At 44.3% G+C, this 18,931-nt stretch carries 19 protein-coding genes; 15 read left to right on the top strand and 4 right to left on the bottom strand.

Features of this window, described 5'->3' with window-relative positions:
• The first annotated feature begins 120 nt into the window (after positions 1 to 120).
• The 3 genes from L1D31_RS10595 (at position 121) to L1D31_RS10585 (ending at position 4,576) form a co-directional block, all read left to right on the top strand.
• A complete protein-coding gene (locus L1D31_RS10595; RefSeq protein WP_239837098.1) occupies positions 121 to 2,004 on the top strand; it encodes a methyl-accepting chemotaxis protein in 1,884 nt (627 codons plus the stop codon).
• Between the two features lie 151 nt (positions 2,005 to 2,155).
• Complete coding sequence (locus tag L1D31_RS10590) at positions 2,156 to 3,697, top strand: YjjI family glycine radical enzyme (RefSeq protein ID WP_239837097.1); 1,542 nt, start codon at positions 2,156 to 2,158, stop codon at positions 3,695 to 3,697.
• A 9-nt stretch (positions 3,698 to 3,706) separates the two neighbouring features.
• The gene (locus tag L1D31_RS10585) at positions 3,707 to 4,576 is read left to right on the top strand and encodes a YjjW family glycine radical enzyme activase (protein ID WP_239837096.1); all 870 of its coding nucleotides are present in this window, start codon (positions 3,707 to 3,709) and stop codon (positions 4,574 to 4,576) included.
• On the opposite strand, the gene L1D31_RS10580 is transcribed toward L1D31_RS10585, so the two are convergent.
• Positions 4,573 to 5,484, bottom strand: a complete 912-nt coding sequence (locus tag L1D31_RS10580; protein ID WP_239837095.1) for a LysR family transcriptional regulator — start codon at positions 5,482 to 5,484, stop codon at positions 4,573 to 4,575. The two genes, L1D31_RS10585 and L1D31_RS10580, sit on opposite strands and share 4 nt — an antisense overlap.
• Before the next feature lie 160 nt (positions 5,485 to 5,644).
• Here L1D31_RS10580 and L1D31_RS10575 point away from each other — a divergent pair, with 160 nt between their 5' ends.
• Positions 5,645 to 6,127, top strand: a complete 483-nt coding sequence (locus tag L1D31_RS10575) for an EF-hand domain-containing protein (protein ID WP_239837094.1) — start codon at positions 5,645 to 5,647, stop codon at positions 6,125 to 6,127.
• Positions 6,128 to 6,195: 68 nt separating this feature from the next.
• Here the strand turns inward: L1D31_RS10575 and L1D31_RS10570 are convergent, their stop codons facing one another.
• Entirely contained in the window at positions 6,196 to 7,299 is a 1,104-nt protein-coding gene (locus L1D31_RS10570) for a phosphoribosylaminoimidazolesuccinocarboxamide synthase (protein ID WP_239837093.1), read from the bottom strand.
• A gap of 194 nt (positions 7,300 to 7,493) precedes the next feature.
• On the bottom strand, positions 7,494 to 7,889 hold the full coding sequence (locus L1D31_RS10565) for a hypothetical protein (RefSeq protein ID WP_239837092.1): 396 nt from the start codon (positions 7,887 to 7,889) through the stop codon (positions 7,494 to 7,496).
• Positions 7,890 to 8,349: 460 nt separating this feature from the next.
• On the opposite strand from L1D31_RS10565, the gene L1D31_RS10560 reads away from it, so the two are divergent.
• The 8 genes from L1D31_RS10560 (at position 8,350) to L1D31_RS10525 (ending at position 15,147) form a co-directional block, all read left to right on the top strand.
• Entirely contained in the window at positions 8,350 to 9,222 is an 873-nt protein-coding gene (locus L1D31_RS10560; RefSeq protein ID WP_239837091.1) for a DMT family transporter, read from the top strand.
• Positions 9,223 to 9,336: 114 nt separating this feature from the next.
• Positions 9,337 to 10,113: an MBL fold metallo-hydrolase gene (locus L1D31_RS10555; RefSeq protein ID WP_239837090.1), complete on the top strand. Its 777-nt coding sequence runs from the start codon at positions 9,337 to 9,339 to the stop codon at positions 10,111 to 10,113.
• A 163-nt stretch (positions 10,114 to 10,276) separates the two neighbouring features.
• Positions 10,277 to 11,041: a DUF3450 domain-containing protein gene (locus L1D31_RS10550; RefSeq protein ID WP_239837089.1), complete on the top strand. Its 765-nt coding sequence runs from the start codon at positions 10,277 to 10,279 to the stop codon at positions 11,039 to 11,041.
• Positions 11,042 to 12,400 (top strand): MotA/TolQ/ExbB proton channel family protein, encoded by a 1,359-nt coding sequence (locus L1D31_RS10545; protein ID WP_239837088.1) that lies wholly within the window; start codon positions 11,042 to 11,044, stop codon positions 12,398 to 12,400.
• A complete protein-coding gene (locus L1D31_RS10540) occupies positions 12,400 to 12,957 on the top strand; it encodes a MotA/TolQ/ExbB proton channel family protein (RefSeq protein WP_239837087.1) in 558 nt (185 codons plus the stop codon). Before L1D31_RS10545 ends, L1D31_RS10540 begins: the two co-directional genes overlap by 1 nt.
• The gene (locus L1D31_RS10535; protein ID WP_239837086.1) at positions 12,954 to 13,358 is read left to right on the top strand and encodes a biopolymer transporter ExbD; all 405 of its coding nucleotides are present in this window, start codon (positions 12,954 to 12,956) and stop codon (positions 13,356 to 13,358) included. The genes L1D31_RS10540 and L1D31_RS10535 overlap by 4 nt, the downstream gene beginning before the upstream one ends.
• Complete coding sequence (locus tag L1D31_RS10530) at positions 13,358 to 13,975, top strand: energy transducer TonB (RefSeq protein WP_239837085.1); 618 nt, start codon at positions 13,358 to 13,360, stop codon at positions 13,973 to 13,975. Before L1D31_RS10535 ends, L1D31_RS10530 begins: the two co-directional genes overlap by 1 nt.
• Positions 13,972 to 15,147 carry a tetratricopeptide repeat protein gene (locus L1D31_RS10525; RefSeq protein WP_239837084.1) on the top strand — a complete coding sequence of 392 codons (1,176 nt, stop codon included), beginning with the start codon at positions 13,972 to 13,974 and terminating at the stop codon, positions 15,145 to 15,147. The genes L1D31_RS10530 and L1D31_RS10525 overlap by 4 nt, the downstream gene beginning before the upstream one ends.
• 49 nt (positions 15,148 to 15,196) lie before the next feature.
• Here L1D31_RS10525 and L1D31_RS10520 read toward each other — a convergent pair whose 3' ends face one another.
• Positions 15,197 to 15,421, bottom strand: a complete 225-nt coding sequence (locus tag L1D31_RS10520) for a hypothetical protein (protein WP_239837083.1) — start codon at positions 15,419 to 15,421, stop codon at positions 15,197 to 15,199.
• A gap of 346 nt (positions 15,422 to 15,767) precedes the next feature.
• Here L1D31_RS10520 and L1D31_RS10515 point away from each other — a divergent pair, with 346 nt between their 5' ends.
• From L1D31_RS10515 to L1D31_RS10505, 3 genes are all read left to right on the top strand, one after another.
• Positions 15,768 to 17,387, top strand: coding sequence for a sensor histidine kinase (locus L1D31_RS10515; protein ID WP_239837082.1), 1,620 nt, complete (start codon positions 15,768 to 15,770; stop codon positions 17,385 to 17,387).
• A complete protein-coding gene (locus L1D31_RS10510; protein ID WP_239837081.1) occupies positions 17,384 to 18,070 on the top strand; it encodes a response regulator in 687 nt (228 codons plus the stop codon). The genes L1D31_RS10515 and L1D31_RS10510 overlap by 4 nt, the downstream gene beginning before the upstream one ends.
• Positions 18,071 to 18,157: 87 nt before the next feature.
• A complete protein-coding gene (locus L1D31_RS10505; RefSeq protein WP_239837080.1) occupies positions 18,158 to 18,919 on the top strand; it encodes a transporter substrate-binding domain-containing protein in 762 nt (253 codons plus the stop codon).
• Positions 18,920 to 18,931: the final 12 nt, after the last annotated feature.

The raw sequence follows: 18,931 nt of genomic DNA, 5'->3' as shown, positions 1-18,931 counted from the left end.
AAATAGCGTTAATACAGTCAGTTACAGCTAAATAATATTTCAATAATATTACGTGCATGAATGATAAATAGTCTATAAAATTCGCAGTCTCTGTCTGTTCCACAAATATTATTAACTATTATGAAACTGTCACTGAAACAAAAACTCATCGGTGCCAGCTTATTAGCCGTTGTGCTAATGGCGAGTGCACTTACTTGGCTTTCTGCCGACCAACTTTTTCAACAAACTCGTAACGGCGTTAATGCCCGAGCAGAGAGTCTAGCGACTGCTGCTTCGGAAGGAATTTCTGACTGGATTGCCATTCGTAAAGATATTGCCAAAGCGTTCAATGATTACAGCCAAGAGCAAGAGGTTGTGCCTTTTCTTCAACAAGCTCGTAAAGCGGGCGGATTTGACGATATTTTCCTAGGTACGCCACAAGGTGAGATGTTCCGCTCTCACCCTGAGCGTAACCGTGCCGACTACGATCCGCGAGTTCGCCCTTGGTATAAAGATGCGAATGCAGCTGGTCGCCAGATCATAACTACAGCGTATCAAGATGCGATTACCAATGCACTCTTAGTCACCATTGCCGAGCCCGTTCGTCGCAATGGCCAATTGGTGGGTGTTGTTGGTGCGGATGTATTGATTGACCAGCTGATCGACGACGTTATCAACTTAGATGCCGGCGAAAATGCCTATGCGATGTTGATTGACACGCAAAACGGTACATTCCTCGCGCACCCGAACAAAGATCTTTCCCTAAAGCCAGTGAATACGCTGTCTAAAAAGCTAACCATGAATGCTATCGAGCAAGCGGCGAATTCTGGTGTCATGGAAATTATTGAACGTAAAGGGCAAGAAAAGTTCTACTTCTTCAAAAAGGTTCCGGGCACACAGTGGATTTTTGCTATTGAAATGGACCGTCAAACAGAAGAAGCAGCGCACACCGCATTACTGAAAAACTTACTGCTGACGGCAACGATTATCACAATCATTGTTATCGCTGTTGTGTCTTGGCTAGTGAGTTTCTTGTTCCGCGATCTTGGACGCGTCTCTCAAGCACTTGAAGAAATTGCCTCTGGTGAAGGAGATCTCACACAGCGCCTTGAGCCACGCAGCGATGATGAAGTCGGCCAGCTAGCGACGAACTTCAACACCTTTGTTGGCAATATGCATGTCATGGTCTCTAAGCTAAGTCATGTATCAGCGTCACTGTCTGAACAAGCTAAGCAGACGGCAGAGCACGCCGAAGAGCGCAGCGCACGTATTCGCCTCCAGCAAGACGAAATTAACATGGTTGCGACTGCGATTAATGAAATGGCCGCTGCAACCCAAGAAATCGCAGGCAATGCAGACAATACCGCACAAAACTCAACGGAGGCGGTGACGGCGTGTGTTCATGGTGGTAAGCAGGTTGTGCAGACTCAGTCTTCAATTCAGAATCTGGCACAAGAAGTACAAGTTGCAACGGATGTGATCCAAGAGTTGGAAGCTCACGGTAACAGCATCAGTACGATTCTTTCGACCATCCAAGATATCGCTGAGCAAACGAACCTGCTTGCTCTGAATGCGGCGATTGAGGCGGCGCGTGCTGGTGAACAAGGTCGTGGTTTCGCAGTCGTTGCTGATGAAGTTCGAGTTCTAAGCCAGCGCACACATGCCTCGACGCAAGAAATTCAACAGATGATTGAAACACTCCAAAGTACCACTGGTAAAGCGGTAAGCATTATGGGTGATAGCCGCCAGCTTGCAGACACCAGTGTGACTGATGCGGATTCAGCAGCGGTCAGCTTAACTCAAATTCAATCAGCGGTTGAGCAAATCAGCGATATGGCCACACAGATTGCGTCGGCAGCAGAAGAGCAAGCATCGGTAACGTCTGAAATTACACGTAACACAGTGGGTATCCGAGACGTATCAAATGAGCTTGCGGATGAAGCTCATGATGCTGCAGCTCAAGCCGCTCAGCTTTCAGAGCTTTCGTACGAGCTTGAACAGGAAATTGGTCGCTTTAAGCTTTAAGTGCCTAATTAAAAAACAAAAGACTCGGTTGCTACTGAGTCTTTTTTTATTTGCTTTGATTTCCAAAATGGAAAAGAAGGTTTAAAGATATTTCAATTGTCGACATGGAGAGTAGACGTCTAAAATCCTTAAAAACAATAAGGAATAGACAATGTCTGAAGCTCTCAACTCTTTCCAACAACGTGTACAAGAAATTGTCACTGATGCCAAATTAAACCCTAAACAGAAGAATCAATTCTTAGCCTTAGAAGCAGAGGCAAGCCTCCCTTATATGCCTGTTTCGGATCCGGTTCGGCTAGCATTGGAAGAGGGTGTTCTGTGCGATATGTTTGAAGGTCACGCACCTTTTAAACCACGCTATGTCTTGCCTGATTATGCCAAGTTTCTTCAGCAAGGCTCTGAGTACTTAGAGCTTGAACCTGCGAGTGATTTTGACGATGCAATCAACTTGCTGACCATCATTTATCATCATGTGCCGTCAGTGACCAATATCCCGGTATATCTAGGCCAGCTTGATGATGTATTGCTACCTTATGTGGGTGAATTAAGTGAGCAGGCGATTTATCAGAAGCTCAAACGATTTTGGATCATGCTAGACCGAACTCTGCCTGATGCTTTTATGCACGTTAATATTGGCCCCTCGGATAATATTATTTGTCGGACGATCTTGAAGATAGACGCTGAGCTCAAGCAAATCGCGCCAAATCTGACCTTTATGTATGACCCGAACGTGACACCGGATGACTTGTTACGTCAGGCAACCAGTAACATTTGTAAGTGTAGTAAACCTCATATTGCGAACTACCCAATGCACGCGAGTAGCTACGGCGAGAAGCGATTTGGTATTGTGAGTTGTTACAATTCTCTGCCTTTGGCTGGTGGGTCGAACACTCTAGTCAGAATGAACCTTAAGCTGTTGGCGAACCTAGCATCAGACACTGACGACTTTCTCAACCAACTGTTGCCTTATTACAGTGAATTAATGGTCGAGTTGATGGACTCACGAAGTTCACATTTGCATGAGAAATCGAATTTCTTTAAAGGTTTCTTAACCAAAGAAGGTTTGATTGACGAAGCGCGTTTTGCGCCAATGTTTGGTATCTACGGCATGGCTGAAGCGGTGAATCTTCTTATGGAGAAGTCGGGAGAAAAGGGTTGCTATGGGCATGATTTAGAAGCGAACCAGCTAGGCCATCTAATTTCTGAGAAACTGGCTGAAATCGTGCAAGGCTCAGAGGTGAAATACGGCCTTGAAGGCAAGGCGCTTCTACATGCTCAAGGGGGAATAAGCCTTGATGAAGGAGTGACTCCGGGAGTTCGCATTCCATATGGCACCGAGCCAGACCCTGTCGCTTATGTACAAGCGACCGCAAAGCACCATCAGCATTACATCTCAGGTATAAGTGACATCCTGACAATAGACGAAACGGTGAAGTCAAACCCAGAAGCCATGTTTAATCTGTGTAAGGGAGCATTGAATTTAGGGTTTAGGGAATTCACGGCTAATGTTGCTTCGAATGACTTGGTGCGAGTTACTGGCTATATGATGAAGCTGTCAGATATAGAGAAGTTCTCAGACCAGGGATCGCGCAAGAATACGACTTTCCTTGGCGCAGAAGCCGCCAACAATACTGGGATCCTAGATCGGGCTCCACGAGTAGTGAGTATGGAAAGTCAGCCTGTTTACAAATAGGGTAAGCATATGAGCGAAAGGCAGGCCATCGTTAGCCGTATCCTCAAGTTCTCGTGCGTGGATGGGCCAGGTAACCGACTGGTCCTTTTCCTACAGGGGTGCAATTTTAACTGCATTAACTGCCATAATCCCCATACGATTAATTATTGTAATCATTGTGGGGATTGTGTCGAAGGGTGTCCGGAAAATGCTCTGTCGTTCGACACGAACCAGAAAGTCGTATGGGATGAGAGTAAATGTACGCATTGCGATCAGTGCATTGATGTGTGCACACATCGTTCTAGCCCTAAAGTAAGTCACTACTCGGTATCAGAAATCATCGAGCTGACAAATGAGCAAAAATGGTTTATCAGCGGTATCACGATCTCGGGTGGCGAAGCAACAATGCAGTTACCTTTCATCATAGAATTATTCAAATGCATCAAAGCCGACTCGGAACTTAGCCATCTTACGTGCTTTATAGACAGTAATGGGTACTTAAGTCAGTCGGGCTGGGATCGAGTGCTTCCTTATCTTGATGGCGCAATGATTGACTTGAAGTCATGGCAGGAAGAGACACATCACTGGTTGGTTGGCCGTGATAATCACAAGGTGGTTCAATCAATACGTTATTTGGCTGAGAAGCAGAAATTGCACGAGCTTCGCTTACTCCATATCCCGAACCGAAGCGATCTGGACAAAGAAGTCAAAGAAGTCGCACGTCTTATTAATACGCTGCCTGATAGCGTTAATGTGCGGCTTAATGCGTTTCAGCATCATGGAGTAATGGGTAAAGCGCTTGAGTGGTCGAAATGCACTGAATCGCAAATGTTGCAGTTTCATGATGCTTTACGGCCACTGATTCACCAAAACATTCAGCTACCTAGCGTGTATGTCTAAATAGGTTTAATCAGTTGAGAATGCAGCCATTTTAGGGCAGGGTCATTCGAGCTGGCTTGATTCCAGACCAAGCTATAAGCCACTTTCCCATAGGAAAATGGCAGAGGCTTTTGGATCAGAGACTGTGCTTGCAATGATTTCTCAGCCCACATTTTTGAACAGGTAAGCAAGAATTCAGTCTGATGGCAGATGACTGCTGCAGAACCAAAATCAGCGACGGAGATGGCGATGTTTCTCGACGAGTATTGCTGAGTAAGGTTTTGTTCAAAGTACGGCGTAGAGAGGTCTTTATCTAAAATACCAATGTGCTGGTAAGCGAGATATTCTTCAGTGTTCAGCGATTGGTTAGCCAGAGGATGTTGTGGACTCATCAGGCAGACCATTTCATCTTCTTGAATCTGTTCCCAGACAAGGTCTCGGCTTCTCGTTGGTGGTTGGCTGATATCGTGAGGTAAAATCATAAAATCAACTTGTCCACGCAGCAGGGCATCAAAGCTAAGTTGCTCCTTGGCGAAAATCTGTATGTTAGCTGACGTCAACTGAGCGTTGATCTCAGTAATTCTCCCAGAAAATAGCTCGAAGGTACTCTCACGCATCGAAAGCGCTATTGTTCCAATAAAATTCTTAGGCTCGAATTCACCTTGGTGGAGGATTCCGTTCATACAAGCAAGAATTTTATGTACGTCTGTGGCAATAGATAATGCAAACGGTGTGGGAACTAACGAAGTTTTCTCTCGATAAAACAGTTCATCCTTAAGCTGTGTTCGCAGTTGACTGAGCGTTTTACTTACGCTGGAAGGGGTAACACATAAAATTTGGGCGGTACCACTGACACTGTGTGTGCTCAATAACACTTGTAATACCGTCAGGTGCTTTAAGCTAATTCGAGAAAGGGCAAGGTAATCCATGAAAAGACCAAATAAACAAGATGGAGTAGTTATACCTTTGATGGCCCCAATTAGATACGAGCCTGATCAAAACTTCTTCTTGAACTTACATCTCTAATTCGAAGTTTCAATCGCTGGGCTAAACTATTAGCTGAGAAGAGTGAGATATAAGGAGTCAATCATGCAGCATTCTTTGAACATAATATTAGCGGCTTTGCTATTTTTATCCCCCTCTGTCTTAGCGCAGGAAAATGAGCAAGATGAAGGAAATAATGCAACGAAGTCACCTCCTGAGTTATCAGCGATGGATACCGATGGAGATGGTCAAGTTTCTAAAGAAGAATTCGATCAATTTCGTAAGTCGGAGGACTCTGAAGGTGATGAGGAATCTGAGAACGAAAGTGGCTTGAGTGCCTTTGCATCGTTTGACAAAAACAAGGATGGTTTTGTTTCAGAAGATGAGCTGGCTGCCCATGCGAAGTACTCAAACCCCGGTAATGGTACAGGTGACTTAAAAAATAAACCAGATAACGCTGACTCTGAAGCTCGAGGTAATAGTGGTAATGGCAAAGGAAACAGCGGTGGTAAAGGCAATAGTGGCGGAAATAAAGGAGGAGGTAACAAAGGGGGAAGTGATAAAGGAGGTAAAGGTAAAGATAAATAAGTGCCAGATTTAATCGGAACTCAAACCGTTGAGAAATACGCCCAAGCTTATGTTTGGGCGTATTCCATTTAGTCGATCAAGCCGTATTCTTCACTCAGTACCTTGATGATTTCTTGTTTGGGGTTATCGCCCATTCTGACTGGTTTTCCTGTGATTTTTTCTGCAATCCCGGTATAAGTCGTGGAAATATCCATAAGAGCTTCTAGTGGAAGCTCATTATCGCGAGCTAATGCTTCACGTTCATCCATACGCTCTTTGTTAAGGAGAATGTCAGGGTCAGGAAAATGATTAAGCAAAAACTGACGGAAACCTTCTTTTGAGTTTTCAATGATCCTTCCAGCATCATACTCGCGTTCGTCCCAAATGCGTGAAGAATCTGGTGTGCCTACTTCATCCATATAGATGAGCTTTTCATTTCCAGCCGCATCATGTACGTAGCCAAATTCAAATTTAGTGTCGACGAAGATTTGCTCTATTTCGGCTAGAGCGTTACTAATTACCACAAAACCTTCACGGAGTAACTTTTCATATTGGGCAATATCATCCGCTTTAGAAAAATTGAATGCAGCGAAGTTATCAACAATGTCTTGGCGAGTGATATTGACGTCATCTGCTTCAGGAACGCCGGGAATACCTTTTAAGATCCCCTTGGTAGACGGGGTCATTAGCAATTGAGGGAGGGCTTTATCTTTTTCGAGTCCTTCTGGTAACTCAATACCACAGAACTCGCGTTCACCTTTCTCATAAGCGCGCCACATTGAGCCTGTGATGTACTGTCGGCAAATGGCCTCAATCATGATAGGTTTGGCTTTTTGCACAATCCACACTAAGGGGTGAGGGATATCTAAGATATGGCTGTCAGCTAGGCCATTCTCTTTGAAGAGTTTAAACCAGTGGTTGGAGATCGCGTTGAGTGCAGCGCCTTTACCGGGAACACCTTTCAGTCCCCCCTGTCCGTGCCAGATGCAGTCGAATGCAGAAATACGATCGCTGATGACCATGATGGCGAGCGGCGCATCTTCAGCAACATCGTAGCCTTTTTCTTTGATTAGGCGTTTACTGTCTTCCTCTGTTAACCAGTATACAGAGCGTACTTTGCCACTGTGAACTGGCTTGTTGGTACGAATGGGAAGATCATCATTAACAGCAAGAACTTGATCAGCAAGACTCATTTAGACATTCCTATCTTTGTCAAAAATGGGGGATTGCGCGTGAGAGGCAATCAATTTGCAAGGCATGATACCAGAACTAGATGAACCTTCCAGAGAAAAAGCAAACGTTTGCTTTTAAATCTTATCGGAAACTTAAAAATAGCGTAAAACAAAAAGCCTCTCAATGAAGAGAGGTAGAAAGCAGTGCAATGTAATTAGTGAAATCGAGAGAGTTTACTTGCAACAAAGAAGACTTCGCAGCGGTGCTGAGCAGCTAAATCGCGGAGCAGAGATTGTTCTACGGGTTCAATGTTATCTGATGCGACAACAGCGCTAGCGTTACCGGATTTGATTGCTTTCATTACGATCTCAAATTCGGATTGGGTCTGTGAAGGCTTCATCTGAATGATTTTTTTACAGCTGACATTGTATGAAGAAAACTGATCATAGTCTGGTCGAGGGCACTCAGCGGTGAACAGTATCCATTGCTTCTGGTTAGACAGCCCTGCTAAACGGCTGAGTGTCGAGTCTGCAATGTTCATTGGCTGAGTAGGTTGAGCCAAAACATTGAATTTAGAAACTGAGCGATTTGTTGTGTGTATCTGAAACATAATTACTGTCCTTACATACATACTGTATGTGTATACAGTAGTTTGGTTAAGTGAACTGATCAAGCAATATTTGCTGTGTTTTTGTACGTTAACAACGTTGTTTTTTTGATTGAATTGTTTTATGTGTCTGTTTTATAAGAGTATTTTTTCTTTTTGGTGTGGAGTCCAGATGTAAGGGAAGGATGAGAAAATGTGATCTGAAACATCATTTTCTATACAGTGTTATACAGTGTTTTTCTAAATGTCAGGTCGTCTGCTTGCGGTGATGCAATGGTGAAAATACACGTTAATTCTGCCTAACATTAGTCTCATAGACGGTTCTGATAGGTATTATGAATAGTTTAAAGGTGCATGTTATTGGCTGCAAAAATGTAATAAGACTTTTCTTGGTAATTGTTGAATAAATCTGAGACTATCGGAAATTCATGAATTAACAGAATAATAATTAAGAGAATTTATTTTGAACTCAGAAAGCAAAGCTGCTTGGATTCTTGTTGTTACCACTGCACTGGCCGGGTTGGGCTGGATTTTTTCGAAAGAAACGATTCAGGGGCTACCACCATTTGGCTTTGTCGGCTTACGCTTTTTGGTTGCTTCTGTATGTTTACTCCCGTTCTGTTTTAAATCATTCAAACAACTTAATCTCAGACTACTTGCTCAAGCAATGGGTGGTGGCTGTATTCTTGCTTTGGCTCTTTTGGCTTGGGTACACGCTATTGCCGTTAGTGAAACCCTTGGGGAAGGCGCATTTATCGTTAGTCTATCTATGATCATTGTGCCAATTGTTGCTTGGGCTTTGTATAAAGAACGCCCAAAGCGTGCTTTTTGGATTGCGATGCCGATTGCGGTATCAGGCTTGGCATTCTTGTCACTCAAAGGGGAATGGAACAGTTCCGCTGGGCAATTGTGGTTTTTGGCTAATGCGTGCTTGCTCGCGCTACATTTCAATGTAAATAGTCGCTTAGCGCAAAGTATGCCAGTGCTGATGCTGACTTGTCTCCAACTCTTGACCACTGGAGTTATTGCTTTGGTTGCTTCGGCAATATTTGAAACGGTTCCGGTTAGTGTTAATTCGAGTATTTGGGCATGGTTTGCGGCTAGCGCTATTTTGGCGACGAGTCTGCGTTACGTGATGCAGACGCTGGGTCAAAAGCACAGTAATCCGGGCAATGCCGCATTGATCATGTTACTTGAGCCTATATGGACTGTTATCTTGAGTATCCTTTGGTATGGTGAGCAGCTATCTTCTAATAAGTTATTAGGGTGCAGTCTTATTTTGCTTGCTCTGCTCTTCTATCGGACAGACGGTCGTCTTTTCAGACTAAAACGCTAATCCGTATAACTCAGTAACTGGTCCGACTTCACACCTATAAGTGCTCACTCTGTTTATTCTTAGGCTTGTTGCTACATTGGCAGATGTAAATGCATTGTTAAGAATGGCAGTGAAATGAAGCTACATACTATTGATGGTTATATTCAGAAAATGTATCTCGCTGAATACCCGGATAAGTTAATGTTACTGGACGGAGCGAGTAGGGCAGACATCCCTTATTTAGAGCGTTACATCACCGAAACGATTGGGCAGCCTTTTCATACATTGAAAGTTGTTGTTGTGACTCATATGCACCCAGACCATGCGGGTGCGGCACATAAACTAAGGAAACTGACAGGATGTAAAATCGTTTCTGCTAAGAAGGAAGTGCAGTGGTATGCTGGATTAGATGGCGTCCTAATGCACTGGACGGATCTTGCGTTAGCTGGTTGGGTTGCGGGAAGAATGAAACGCCCTAAGCGTAAATTATGGTATTCGAGACATCTGCACCCCGATATCATGCTTACTGACGGGCAAGCTATTCCCAGTTTTGAAGACTGGAAAGTACTGGAAACGCCAGGTCATACTGATCGCGATTTATCCCTTCACCATGAGCAGCAAGATATTCTTTATGTCGCGGACTTAATGGTAGAAGTTAAAAAACGTTTGGTTGCTCCATTCCCGATCTTTCATCCAAATAAATACCGTGAATCTTTACATCGTGTATACCAGATGGCGCCTCAAACTTTGTTACTCGCCCATGGTGGGCAAGTCCAATTTGACCAAAACGCTTATGATCACCTACTCAAGGTGGCTCCACGTACCCCTGCAACTCATTGGAGAGCGACCAAAGTTAAATTACGGGGACTGTTGGGGGCGATTTGGGCGTTTGGATTGAAGAAAAAGCGTTGAGTATCCCCTGTATAGTATTTAGTGCAGAAGGCTCAACTTACCTCTAAATGCATATTGAGCATATGGTTTATTGAAATTTTATCTAATCGCGTTACTATGTCGGTCGAGTGAAAATGAGATTGCTTCTCACTAATCTGTTTGACATCATTGAAAAATACCCTTTATGAATCTATTTAAAACCAGTTTGGCGGTGATGGTTACGGCTGTAGGCTTCAGTGCTGCGGCCTCGAGCCTTGACCGTGCTCAATCTATTCAAAGTAAAACCCACTCTTCATCCGCAGCGAGCCAGAAGCGCATTGATGTCAGTGCTGAAAATACGCTTAGCCTTCAAGCTGAAATCGAGCAACTTCAAGAAGAAGTCAAGAATCTTGATGTTTATCGATTTCACTTAACTGCATTGGTAGAAAGCCAGCAGCAAGAAGCAAATCGTCTTGAAAGTCAGATAGATGAGATAAAAACAACTCGTCAGGGAGTCGTCCCATTGATGTATCAAATGCTATCTGGCTTACAAGCTTTAATCGCTGATGATGTGCCGATCAAACAAGCACAACGTCAGGAGCGTGTCGCCAAGTTAGAAAAAATGATGACCCGTGCGGATGTTAGTGACGCAGAGAAGTATCGTCGTATTTTAGAGGCGTATCAGATAGAACTCGATTACGGCACTAAGCTTGGCTTGTATCAAGATCAGATTGCAGTGAATGATGGCGAGCGTGAGGTCGATATTCTTCATCTGGGTCGAGTTTCACTGGTTGCACGCAGTTTAAATGGCACGAAATTTTGGTCATGGAATCAATCACAAAAGCAATGGCAGAGTGTTGACAGTTCAATGAAGTCAGAGCTAGACAAGGCTTTTAACGTTGCGGCGAAACAAGTGGCACCAAGCCTGATTACGCTTCCGGTTTCTCTTAACGTTGCGGAGGCGAAATAAATGAAACGTACATTAATTGCTACCTTGATTGCGTTATCTGGATTAGCGTGCAATGCACAAGCCTCGTCTGAGTTAGTCAATAAAGCACAAGCAGAGAACAAGCAGCAAGCGCAGCACAACATCGAAAGAGAGTCCGATTTTAAACAAACGGAACAAGAGCTCAAAGCCCTGAAATCACAGTTAATCAAACAGCGCGACGATTTACAAAAGCAAAATGACAAGCTAGCTGCCACATTCAGTGACAATGAGAACACCCTAGCTCGGTTGGAAGAAAAACTTCGCTTAGAAACAGGCAGCTTAGGGGAAGTGTTTGGTGTTGTTCGTCAGAACGCGAAAGAGCTTGAATCTGAGTTGCAATACTCAGTCACGTCGGTTGATGCACAGACTCACACTGACGTTGTTAAAGAGATTGTCGCAGCCACGACATTGCCTTCCATGGTTCAGTTAAATGGTTTTTGGAAAGCGCTGGAAGAGCAAATCACTGCTAGTGGTGAAGTGGCTCTCACGAAAGTTCGTTTTGTGAATGGTGATGGTATTGCCCAGACTGAATCTGCACTTCGACTCGGTTCTATCGGTTTGGTTGGAGAGCAAGGGTATCTGAACTGGAATGCGCTAAAAGGTGAAGCGCAGGCTTATATCAAGCAACCTGAAAAGGCGCCGACGATTTCCTCTTTATCTTCTCTCATAAATGGTAAGGTTGAGACTGTGGTTCTTGACCCATCTCGTGGTGTCATGCTTGAACAACTTGCTCACAACCCAAGCCTTGTGGATAGACTGCAAGCAGGCGGTGTCGTGGGTAAAATCATTCTTGGGCTGCTCGCGATTGGTTTGATCATTGCCGTTGTTCGCGGTGTAAGCCTATCTATTGCACGTCAGAAGATTCGTGCCCAGCTTAAATCACCGCAAAACCCAGGTAACAATCCACTCGGACGTGTTTTATCTGTTTACTGCAAAGAGAAAAACCGCAGCGTTGAAGCGTTGGAGTTGCGTCTACTTGAAGCGGTCGTTGATGAACAAGCAACGCTAGAAAAAGGCTTGTCCATGCTTAAGCTACTCGCGGCTTTGGCACCGATGTTAGGCCTTCTTGGCACTGTGACAGGCATGATTGAAACATTCCAAGTGATCACTCAATTTGGTAACGGTGATCCGAAAGTGATGGCGGGTGGTATCTCAATGGCGCTCGTAACCACTGTACTTGGCTTGATTGCAGCGATGCCATTGCTGCTAGCTCACAATATTCTGAACTCGCAAGCAGAAGCGATTCGCAACATTCTTGAGAAGCAGGGGATTTCACTTGTCGCTGAACAAGCAGAGAAAGATCTGAAACCGACTCAGGATGCGTTGGGGAATGTTGCGTAATGGATGCACTATTCGCATTGTTACCTGAATCCTTGGCTAGTAGTGACTGGCTACTCACACTGCAAAATTTTATGCAGAAGGGTGGTCAGGTGCTGTGGTTGTTGTTGGGTGTGGTTACCTTGTGTTGGTTATTGATTCTGGAGCGTATCCTTTATCTGCTTGTTGAGTTTCCAAAGCAGAGAGTGAGTTGGATTGAAGCTTGGCGCGAGAGGAGTGACCAAACCTCTTGGTACGCTCGTTCTATCCGCGAGGGCTGGCTTTCACAAGCACACAGTCAGCTTTATCAAAACCTGAACATCATTAAGGTTCTAGTTGTGATATGCCCAATGCTGGGTTTACTCGGTACGGTAACGGGGATGATCTCTGTTTTTGATGTGATGGCTAACCAAGGTAGCAGCAATCCTAAATTGATGGCTTCAGGTATCTCACTCGCCACCTTGCCCACAATGGCAGGTATGGTTGCAGCGTTGACTGGAATGTTTTTTCATGCGCGGTTGATCAAAGCCTGTCAATTAAGAGAAATTAAACTAGAAAAATCTTTAAGGAGTCAGCGATGAGACTCGGTCGACGCCACCATAAACAAGATGAAGCTCAGGTCGATCTGACTTCTATGCTTGATATCGTTTTTATCATGTTGATCTTCTTCATCGTCACCAGTTCGTTCGTTCGTGAATCTGGTGTGGAAGTTAATCGTCCTCAGGCATCGAATGTGGTTAGCCCAAAAGACGCTGGCATCTTTGTCGCGGTTACTTCGGCAAACGATATTTATATTGATAAGCGCAATGTTGATGTTGAACGTGTACAAGCCACACTTGAGCACTTGTTACTTGATAAGCCAGACGCATCCCTTGTTATCCAGGCCGATGAGCATGCTTATAGTGGCACAGTGGTGAAAGTGATGGATGCGGCAAAAGGTGCGGGCGTTAAGAACATTGCATTAGCTGCGGAGAAAAGGTAGTGGGACGTTTGTTCATTGCTACTCCTTTTGCTATCACTTGTGCTTTAGCTATCTTCAGTTTTATGGCTTGGATGGTTGATAGCGAACACCGAAAAATAAATGAGTCTAATGAGTCGTTGAGTTTCAATATGGTGATGGTGGAAAACGAGCAAGATGTTCAGCGTCGTCAGCGCACGGTACCTGAGCAACCTAAAGCACCAGAAGTCCCTGAACAGATGCCTACATCGCAAGCCAACACAGAGCTGTCGAAAATCTCGCCTATCGCTCAGCCATCTCTTGGCTTAAATACGAGCATAGAAGGTGTGGCGATCAGTGCGCCAACGTTTGGTGATTTTGGCGTGAATCAGGAGGCGATGCCTCTATACCGTGTTGAGCCAAAGTATCCGACGAAAGCCATGAAGCGCCAAGCGGAAGGGTACGTAGTGCTGAAATTTACCATCGATCCTACAGGTCGTCCGACAGATATTGAGGTTGTGGAAGCCAGCCCGAAGCGCATGTTTGAACGCAATGCGATTCAAGCGCTTAAGAAGTGGAAGTATCAACCTAAAGTAGTTGATGGAGCGGCCGTTTCTCAACCGAATAAAACGGCTAGAGTGGAGTTTAAGTTAGACAAATGATGAAACGATTCGTCCTTACTGTTTTGCTTCTTGCTTCGCCAATGCTTTTGGCACAGGAGTTGACTCAATACACAGCTGTTCGTGTTCAAAAAGCAAATGAATTGGCGCAGCAAGAACAATTGAAAGAGGCGATTGCTGTGCTTAAAGACATCGAGACCTCACGTGATTATGACAAAGCATTCGTCGCTCGTATGCTGGCAGTTTTTTATTGGCAGGATGGAAATACCAAACAAGCGATTTCCAAAATGGAGTATGCCGTTGAAAGTGGTTTGCTTCGAGATGAGCAAGCGTGGGTAAGCCAGCGTATGCTGGCAGACCTTTATCTAAATGATCAAAAGTTTGCCAAAGCGCTTGAGCACTATTACCCATTGGTTAAGTCGGTACCGGAAACTCAAAAAGCGCAGGACTTATGGCTGCGAATCGCGCAATCTCATTATCAGTTGTCGCAATGGGAGAAAGTTGTCTCTGCTGCTGACCAGTACATGAAAGTGGAAAAGAAAAGGCTCCTTCAGTCTTTATCTCTCAAGCTGGGGGCTCAGTTGGAACTGAAACGCTGGAGTGCAGCCATTCCAACGCTGGAGCAAATGATTACCATTCAGCCCGACAAGCTAAGCTGGTGGCGTCAACTGGTTGGTTTGCAAATGCGCATTGGTAAAGACAAAGAGGCACTGGACACATTAGCACTAGCAAAGCTTAATGATTTGCCTTTAAGTCAAAGTGATAGGCGCATGTTGGCTCAGATGTACGCTAAACGTGGCATCCCCGAAAAAGCAGCGATAGAGATTAGCGAATTGGATGAGGCAGATACGGATGTACAGCTATTATCAGAGCAAGCGACTTACTGGCAATTGGCAAAAGAGTGGGATAAGTCTTTATCTATTTGGAAGTTGGCGGCTAAGAAAGATGCTAAGTATCACTGGAGCGTCGCTCAACTGATGGTTCAGCAAGGCTATTACAAAGATTCATTATCAGTGTTGGACAAAGTGAAAGGCCGCGATGCAGACGTCGCACTGGCAAAAACGAGGGCGCTGTATAAACTGAACCAGTTGGATAAAGCGTTGGTTCAAGCAAAACGAGCAAACAATATTGAACCTTCAAGCCAAGCGAAAAGTTGGATTAAATACCTCTCTCAATTAAGGGAAGTCAGTCAACAACAGCAGACTACAGGCTGAGCCATTAAAAAAGGGAAGCGATTTGCTTCCCTTTGATTTGTCTAGCTTATTACTTTTGGCTTAAGCAGACATACTCAGCTCGCCACAGTAACCGCTTGGAAGACTTAATGGTCGTGAGCAGCTCTTGCCCTGATAGTTGTGGAAAGGCGTGCATCACTTTCACTTCGTTATCATGACTGGACTGCTCGTAAGCCCTTACATGAGTAAAGGTGCTGGACAAATTGTGTGACAGCATAGATTTTGACAGGCAGATGCCAAACATATCCCGTTTCATTGTCTTTCCTTCTGACATTATATCGCAGACAGTGGGTTATAATTTTTTTAGTCTGTTGCCTACTGTCTACATCTAGTGTTCCTACACGTTCATGCTCAATAATTATACAGTCAAATTGAGCTGTCAGTACAAAAAATGTTCTAAATCTCTTGTGATCAAAATCACTTATTCTACTGGTTTTATATGAATGGGCATTTAAACTCTCAACTCACGCTTGTAGTGAATGGGTAAATGCCGGCTATCCACTCCAACTATGCTTTGCTTTGTAGGCCTCACAAAATAAGGCTCATTAACTCGTATAAATGTTAATTGGGTGTTAGCCTCGTTGGTCGATAAGGGAGAGTTTATGCAATGGAGCAGTATCAGCTTTCGTAAAAGAATGCTGATTATCATGACACTTTCTGGCTTGATAGAGTTATTGTTGCTGACAGCGTCTGGCTTCTTTTACGTCAAGCAGGCACAGGAAGAGGAAGTAGGAATGAAAGCCTTAGGAGTGGCTTCATTTCTAGCTAAGTCTCCCTTTGTGGTCAATATGATCGAAGAGGGCGGAGGCTCAGAATATCAACACCGTTATCGTAATCTTACCGAGTTAATTGGTGCCGCTTTTATCGTCATAGGTGATAAAGAGGGTATCCGAATCATCCACCCTATCGACGATCGCATTGGTAAACCAATGAAAGGGGGCGATAACAATCGTGCTCTGGTTGAAGGAAAGGAATACATCTCTTTTGCTCAAGGCTCATTAGGTTATTCTGTTCGAGGTAAAGCGGCAGTTTTTGATTCAAACGGAAATATTATTGGTGTGGTTTCTGTCGGCTATTTGATTGATCGCCTTCAGGATCGTATTGAACCATTTCTTGCTTTTTTGATAGTGATGGCGTTATTGGTTGTAGCCGCCAACGCTATCATATCGAGTTACGCTTCTCGTCGCTTCCAGAAAGCCATTCTTGGTTTCGAGCCTGAAGAAATAGGCCGATTATATGTCGAGTTAGATGTGACAATGGAGACTCTTAAAGAGGGGATCTTGAGTATCGATCAATCTGGCCTACTACGTTCGATCAACAAGAGTGCTTGCCAAATTCTTGGCCTCGACAAGAATCAATGCTTGAATAAGCCGCTGAACGATGTGCTGCCAGAGAGTGATTTGCATAGTGTTCTGACGAGTGCTAGGACTGATCACGATATAAATCTTTATCTGAATAAGCAAAGGCTGATCGCGAATCGAAGCCCAATTATTGTCGATGGTAAAGTGGTAGGTGCAGTGTCGAGTTTTCGATTAAGGGATGAGTTGAATGAACTCTCAGAGCAACTGGCAAAAACGAAAGAGTACGCAGAAATGCTTCGCTCCCAGACCCACGAACATCGTAATAAGTTAAATACCATCAGTGGAATGGTACAGATGGGGGAACTCGATGCGGTGCAGCATCTTATTGGCCAGGAAACGGCTCATTATCAATCTTTGATTGAATTCTTGCGAGAAACGATTAAGGAACCATTAATCGCAGGCATGTTGTTAGGAAAAACAGAAAGAGCGAGAGAGCTGGGACTTGAGTTAGTGGTTGAAGATGGTTCTCGGCTTGAGCCATTACCTGAGCGCATCAACGCAGAGGATGTAGTGACGATATTAGGTAATCTCATTGATAACGCTTTTGACGCCACGCGCAGTGTCGTCACAACTGATCCTGTTTTTTCTCCTACTCGACGCCAGATAGAGGTGTCCATCAGTGACTTTGGTAATGAAGTGATTTTAGAAGTTACCGACCAGGGTTGTGGGCTACCTTCTCAACTCTCTTCAGAACAATTAGTCGAGCGTGGCGTCTCTACCAAAGATGAAAGCACCCGTGGAGTAGGCTTACATCTTGTGAATGAATTCGCCATGCGTTATCACGGCGCTCTAGAAATCACAAATAACACTCCCTATGGAGCTAGAATGACGGTATATCTACCAAAGGAAGAACAGATATGACATCCGTAACACGAGTGATGATCATTGAAGATGATCTCAATATCGCTCAGTTGCATCAGCGATATTTGGAACAAATAGATGGCTACGATGTTATTGGTATTGCCACAACCAAAGTGGAAGCAGAAATTCAGCTAGACGTACTTAGCCCAGATCTATTGCTGCTTGATGTGTATCTTCCCGATGGTACAGGATTAGAGCTTCTCCAGGCGCTTCGATCTCGAAATCAGAGCTGTGACGTCATTCTTATCACAGCAGCTCGTGATGTTGATACTTTACAACAGGCGATGCGTGGTGGAGTGGTTGATTATTTATTAAAGCCTGTAGTTTTCCCTCGACTTGAGGCGGCTTTGAAAAAGTATGTAGCTCAAAAGCATCAGCTAACGTGTGCACTAGATTTGGATCAAAACTTAGTGGATAAGATGATGCAAACTGCTTCACCCACTGACACAAATGTGCAGAGGCTGCCAAAAGGTATCGACGGCGTGACGCTGGACAAAATACGCGCATTGTTTTCTGGCTGTGAGAGTATGACAGCAGATGAAGCTGGAGAGCGTATTGGCGCTAGTCGGACTACCGCGAGACGCTACCTTGAGTACCTGATCAGTGCTGGAGAGTTGGTGGCAGATCTTAACTATGGGACTGTCGGAAGGCCAGAACGTTGCTATAAACGTGCATCACGATAACTTTCTTCTCCTAACTGCCTAGACGGATGTACTATCCGCCTCTACAGTTTATTGATAGATAAAATATTAAAACTGCTAGAGGCGGCTATGAAATATATACTCAGCCTGTCTTTATCGCTCTTTGTTTTCTCACTACCGATTGGAGCGGTAGAGCTCGATGAACTTGTTTTTTTGACCGAAGAGTACCCCCCATATAACTTTACTAAAGATGGTGAAGCAAAAGGCATCTCGATTGACTTGCTGATAGCGGCTGCACGATCTCAAGGGGTTGAAATCAATAAAGAAGAGATCAAGGTTCAGCCATGGGCGCGAGCATATAGAACGGCTTTGATTAAGCCTAATGCCGTGCTTTTTGCCACTACCCGCACTCGGCTTCGTGAACACTTATTTCAATGGGTTGGCCCTTTGAGTACCACACGAATTGTGGTTATGGCCAAGAAGTCCCGAAATATTAGTATTGAGAATGCGATGGACTTTGCTCAATATCGTATTGGTGTCATTCGCGATGATGTCGGTGAACAGTTAATGTTGGAACTTGGCGTTCCAAGAGATTCTATGCAAGAAAACTCTGTCGCTGAAACACTGGCCAAACAATTAGCGAAAGGGCGTATTGATTTATGGGCATATGAAGAAAATGTTGCTAAATGGTGGTTAAAGAAAATTGGCCAAGATACGGACGATTATGAACCTGTCTTTGTGCTCAGCGAAGGTGAACTCTACTATGCTTTTAATTTAGCGGTTGATGAAAAATTGACTGAGAAACTGCAGCGCGGTATCGATCAAATGAAGAAAACGATCAATGAGGCCAGTATATCAAGGTATCAGGAGATTGTTGAAATCTATCGCTGATTTGGAATAGTT

Source organism: Vibrio sp. Isolate23 (assembly GCF_022398095.1).
GTDB classification, from domain to species: domain Bacteria; phylum Pseudomonadota; class Gammaproteobacteria; order Enterobacterales; family Vibrionaceae; genus Vibrio; species Vibrio coralliilyticus_A.
The sequence above is the reverse complement of the archived record's forward strand: the minus strand, read 5'-3'. Positions and strand labels throughout refer to the sequence as shown.

Bases quoted from the DNA above. Each gene is read 5' to 3' on its own strand.
- L1D31_RS10595 (WP_239837098.1), top strand. From the start codon at position 121: ATGAAACTGTCACTGAAACAAAAACTCATCGGTGCCAGCTTATTAGCC.
- L1D31_RS10590 (WP_239837097.1), top strand. From the start codon at position 2,156: ATGTCTGAAGCTCTCAACTCTTTCCAACAACGTGTACAAGAAATTGTC.
- L1D31_RS10585 (WP_239837096.1), top strand. From the start codon at position 3,707: ATGAGCGAAAGGCAGGCCATCGTTAGCCGTATCCTCAAGTTCTCGTGC.
- L1D31_RS10580 (WP_239837095.1), bottom strand. From the start codon at position 5,484: ATGGATTACCTTGCCCTTTCTCGAATTAGCTTAAAGCACCTGACGGTA.
- L1D31_RS10575 (WP_239837094.1), top strand. From the start codon at position 5,645: ATGCAGCATTCTTTGAACATAATATTAGCGGCTTTGCTATTTTTATCC.
- L1D31_RS10570 (WP_239837093.1), bottom strand. From the start codon at position 7,299: ATGAGTCTTGCTGATCAAGTTCTTGCTGTTAATGATGATCTTCCCATT.
- L1D31_RS10565 (WP_239837092.1), bottom strand. From the start codon at position 7,889: ATGTTTCAGATACACACAACAAATCGCTCAGTTTCTAAATTCAATGTT.
- L1D31_RS10555 (WP_239837090.1), top strand. From the start codon at position 9,337: ATGAAGCTACATACTATTGATGGTTATATTCAGAAAATGTATCTCGCT.
- L1D31_RS10550 (WP_239837089.1), top strand. From the start codon at position 10,277: ATGAATCTATTTAAAACCAGTTTGGCGGTGATGGTTACGGCTGTAGGC.
- L1D31_RS10545 (WP_239837088.1), top strand. From the start codon at position 11,042: ATGAAACGTACATTAATTGCTACCTTGATTGCGTTATCTGGATTAGCG.
- L1D31_RS10540 (WP_239837087.1), top strand. From the start codon at position 12,400: ATGGATGCACTATTCGCATTGTTACCTGAATCCTTGGCTAGTAGTGAC.
- L1D31_RS10535 (WP_239837086.1), top strand. From the start codon at position 12,954: ATGAGACTCGGTCGACGCCACCATAAACAAGATGAAGCTCAGGTCGAT.
- L1D31_RS10525 (WP_239837084.1), top strand. From the start codon at position 13,972: ATGATGAAACGATTCGTCCTTACTGTTTTGCTTCTTGCTTCGCCAATG.
- L1D31_RS10520 (WP_239837083.1), bottom strand. From the start codon at position 15,421: ATGAAACGGGATATGTTTGGCATCTGCCTGTCAAAATCTATGCTGTCA.
- L1D31_RS10515 (WP_239837082.1), top strand. From the start codon at position 15,768: ATGCAATGGAGCAGTATCAGCTTTCGTAAAAGAATGCTGATTATCATG.
- L1D31_RS10510 (WP_239837081.1), top strand. From the start codon at position 17,384: ATGACATCCGTAACACGAGTGATGATCATTGAAGATGATCTCAATATC.
- L1D31_RS10505 (WP_239837080.1), top strand. From the start codon at position 18,158: ATGAAATATATACTCAGCCTGTCTTTATCGCTCTTTGTTTTCTCACTA.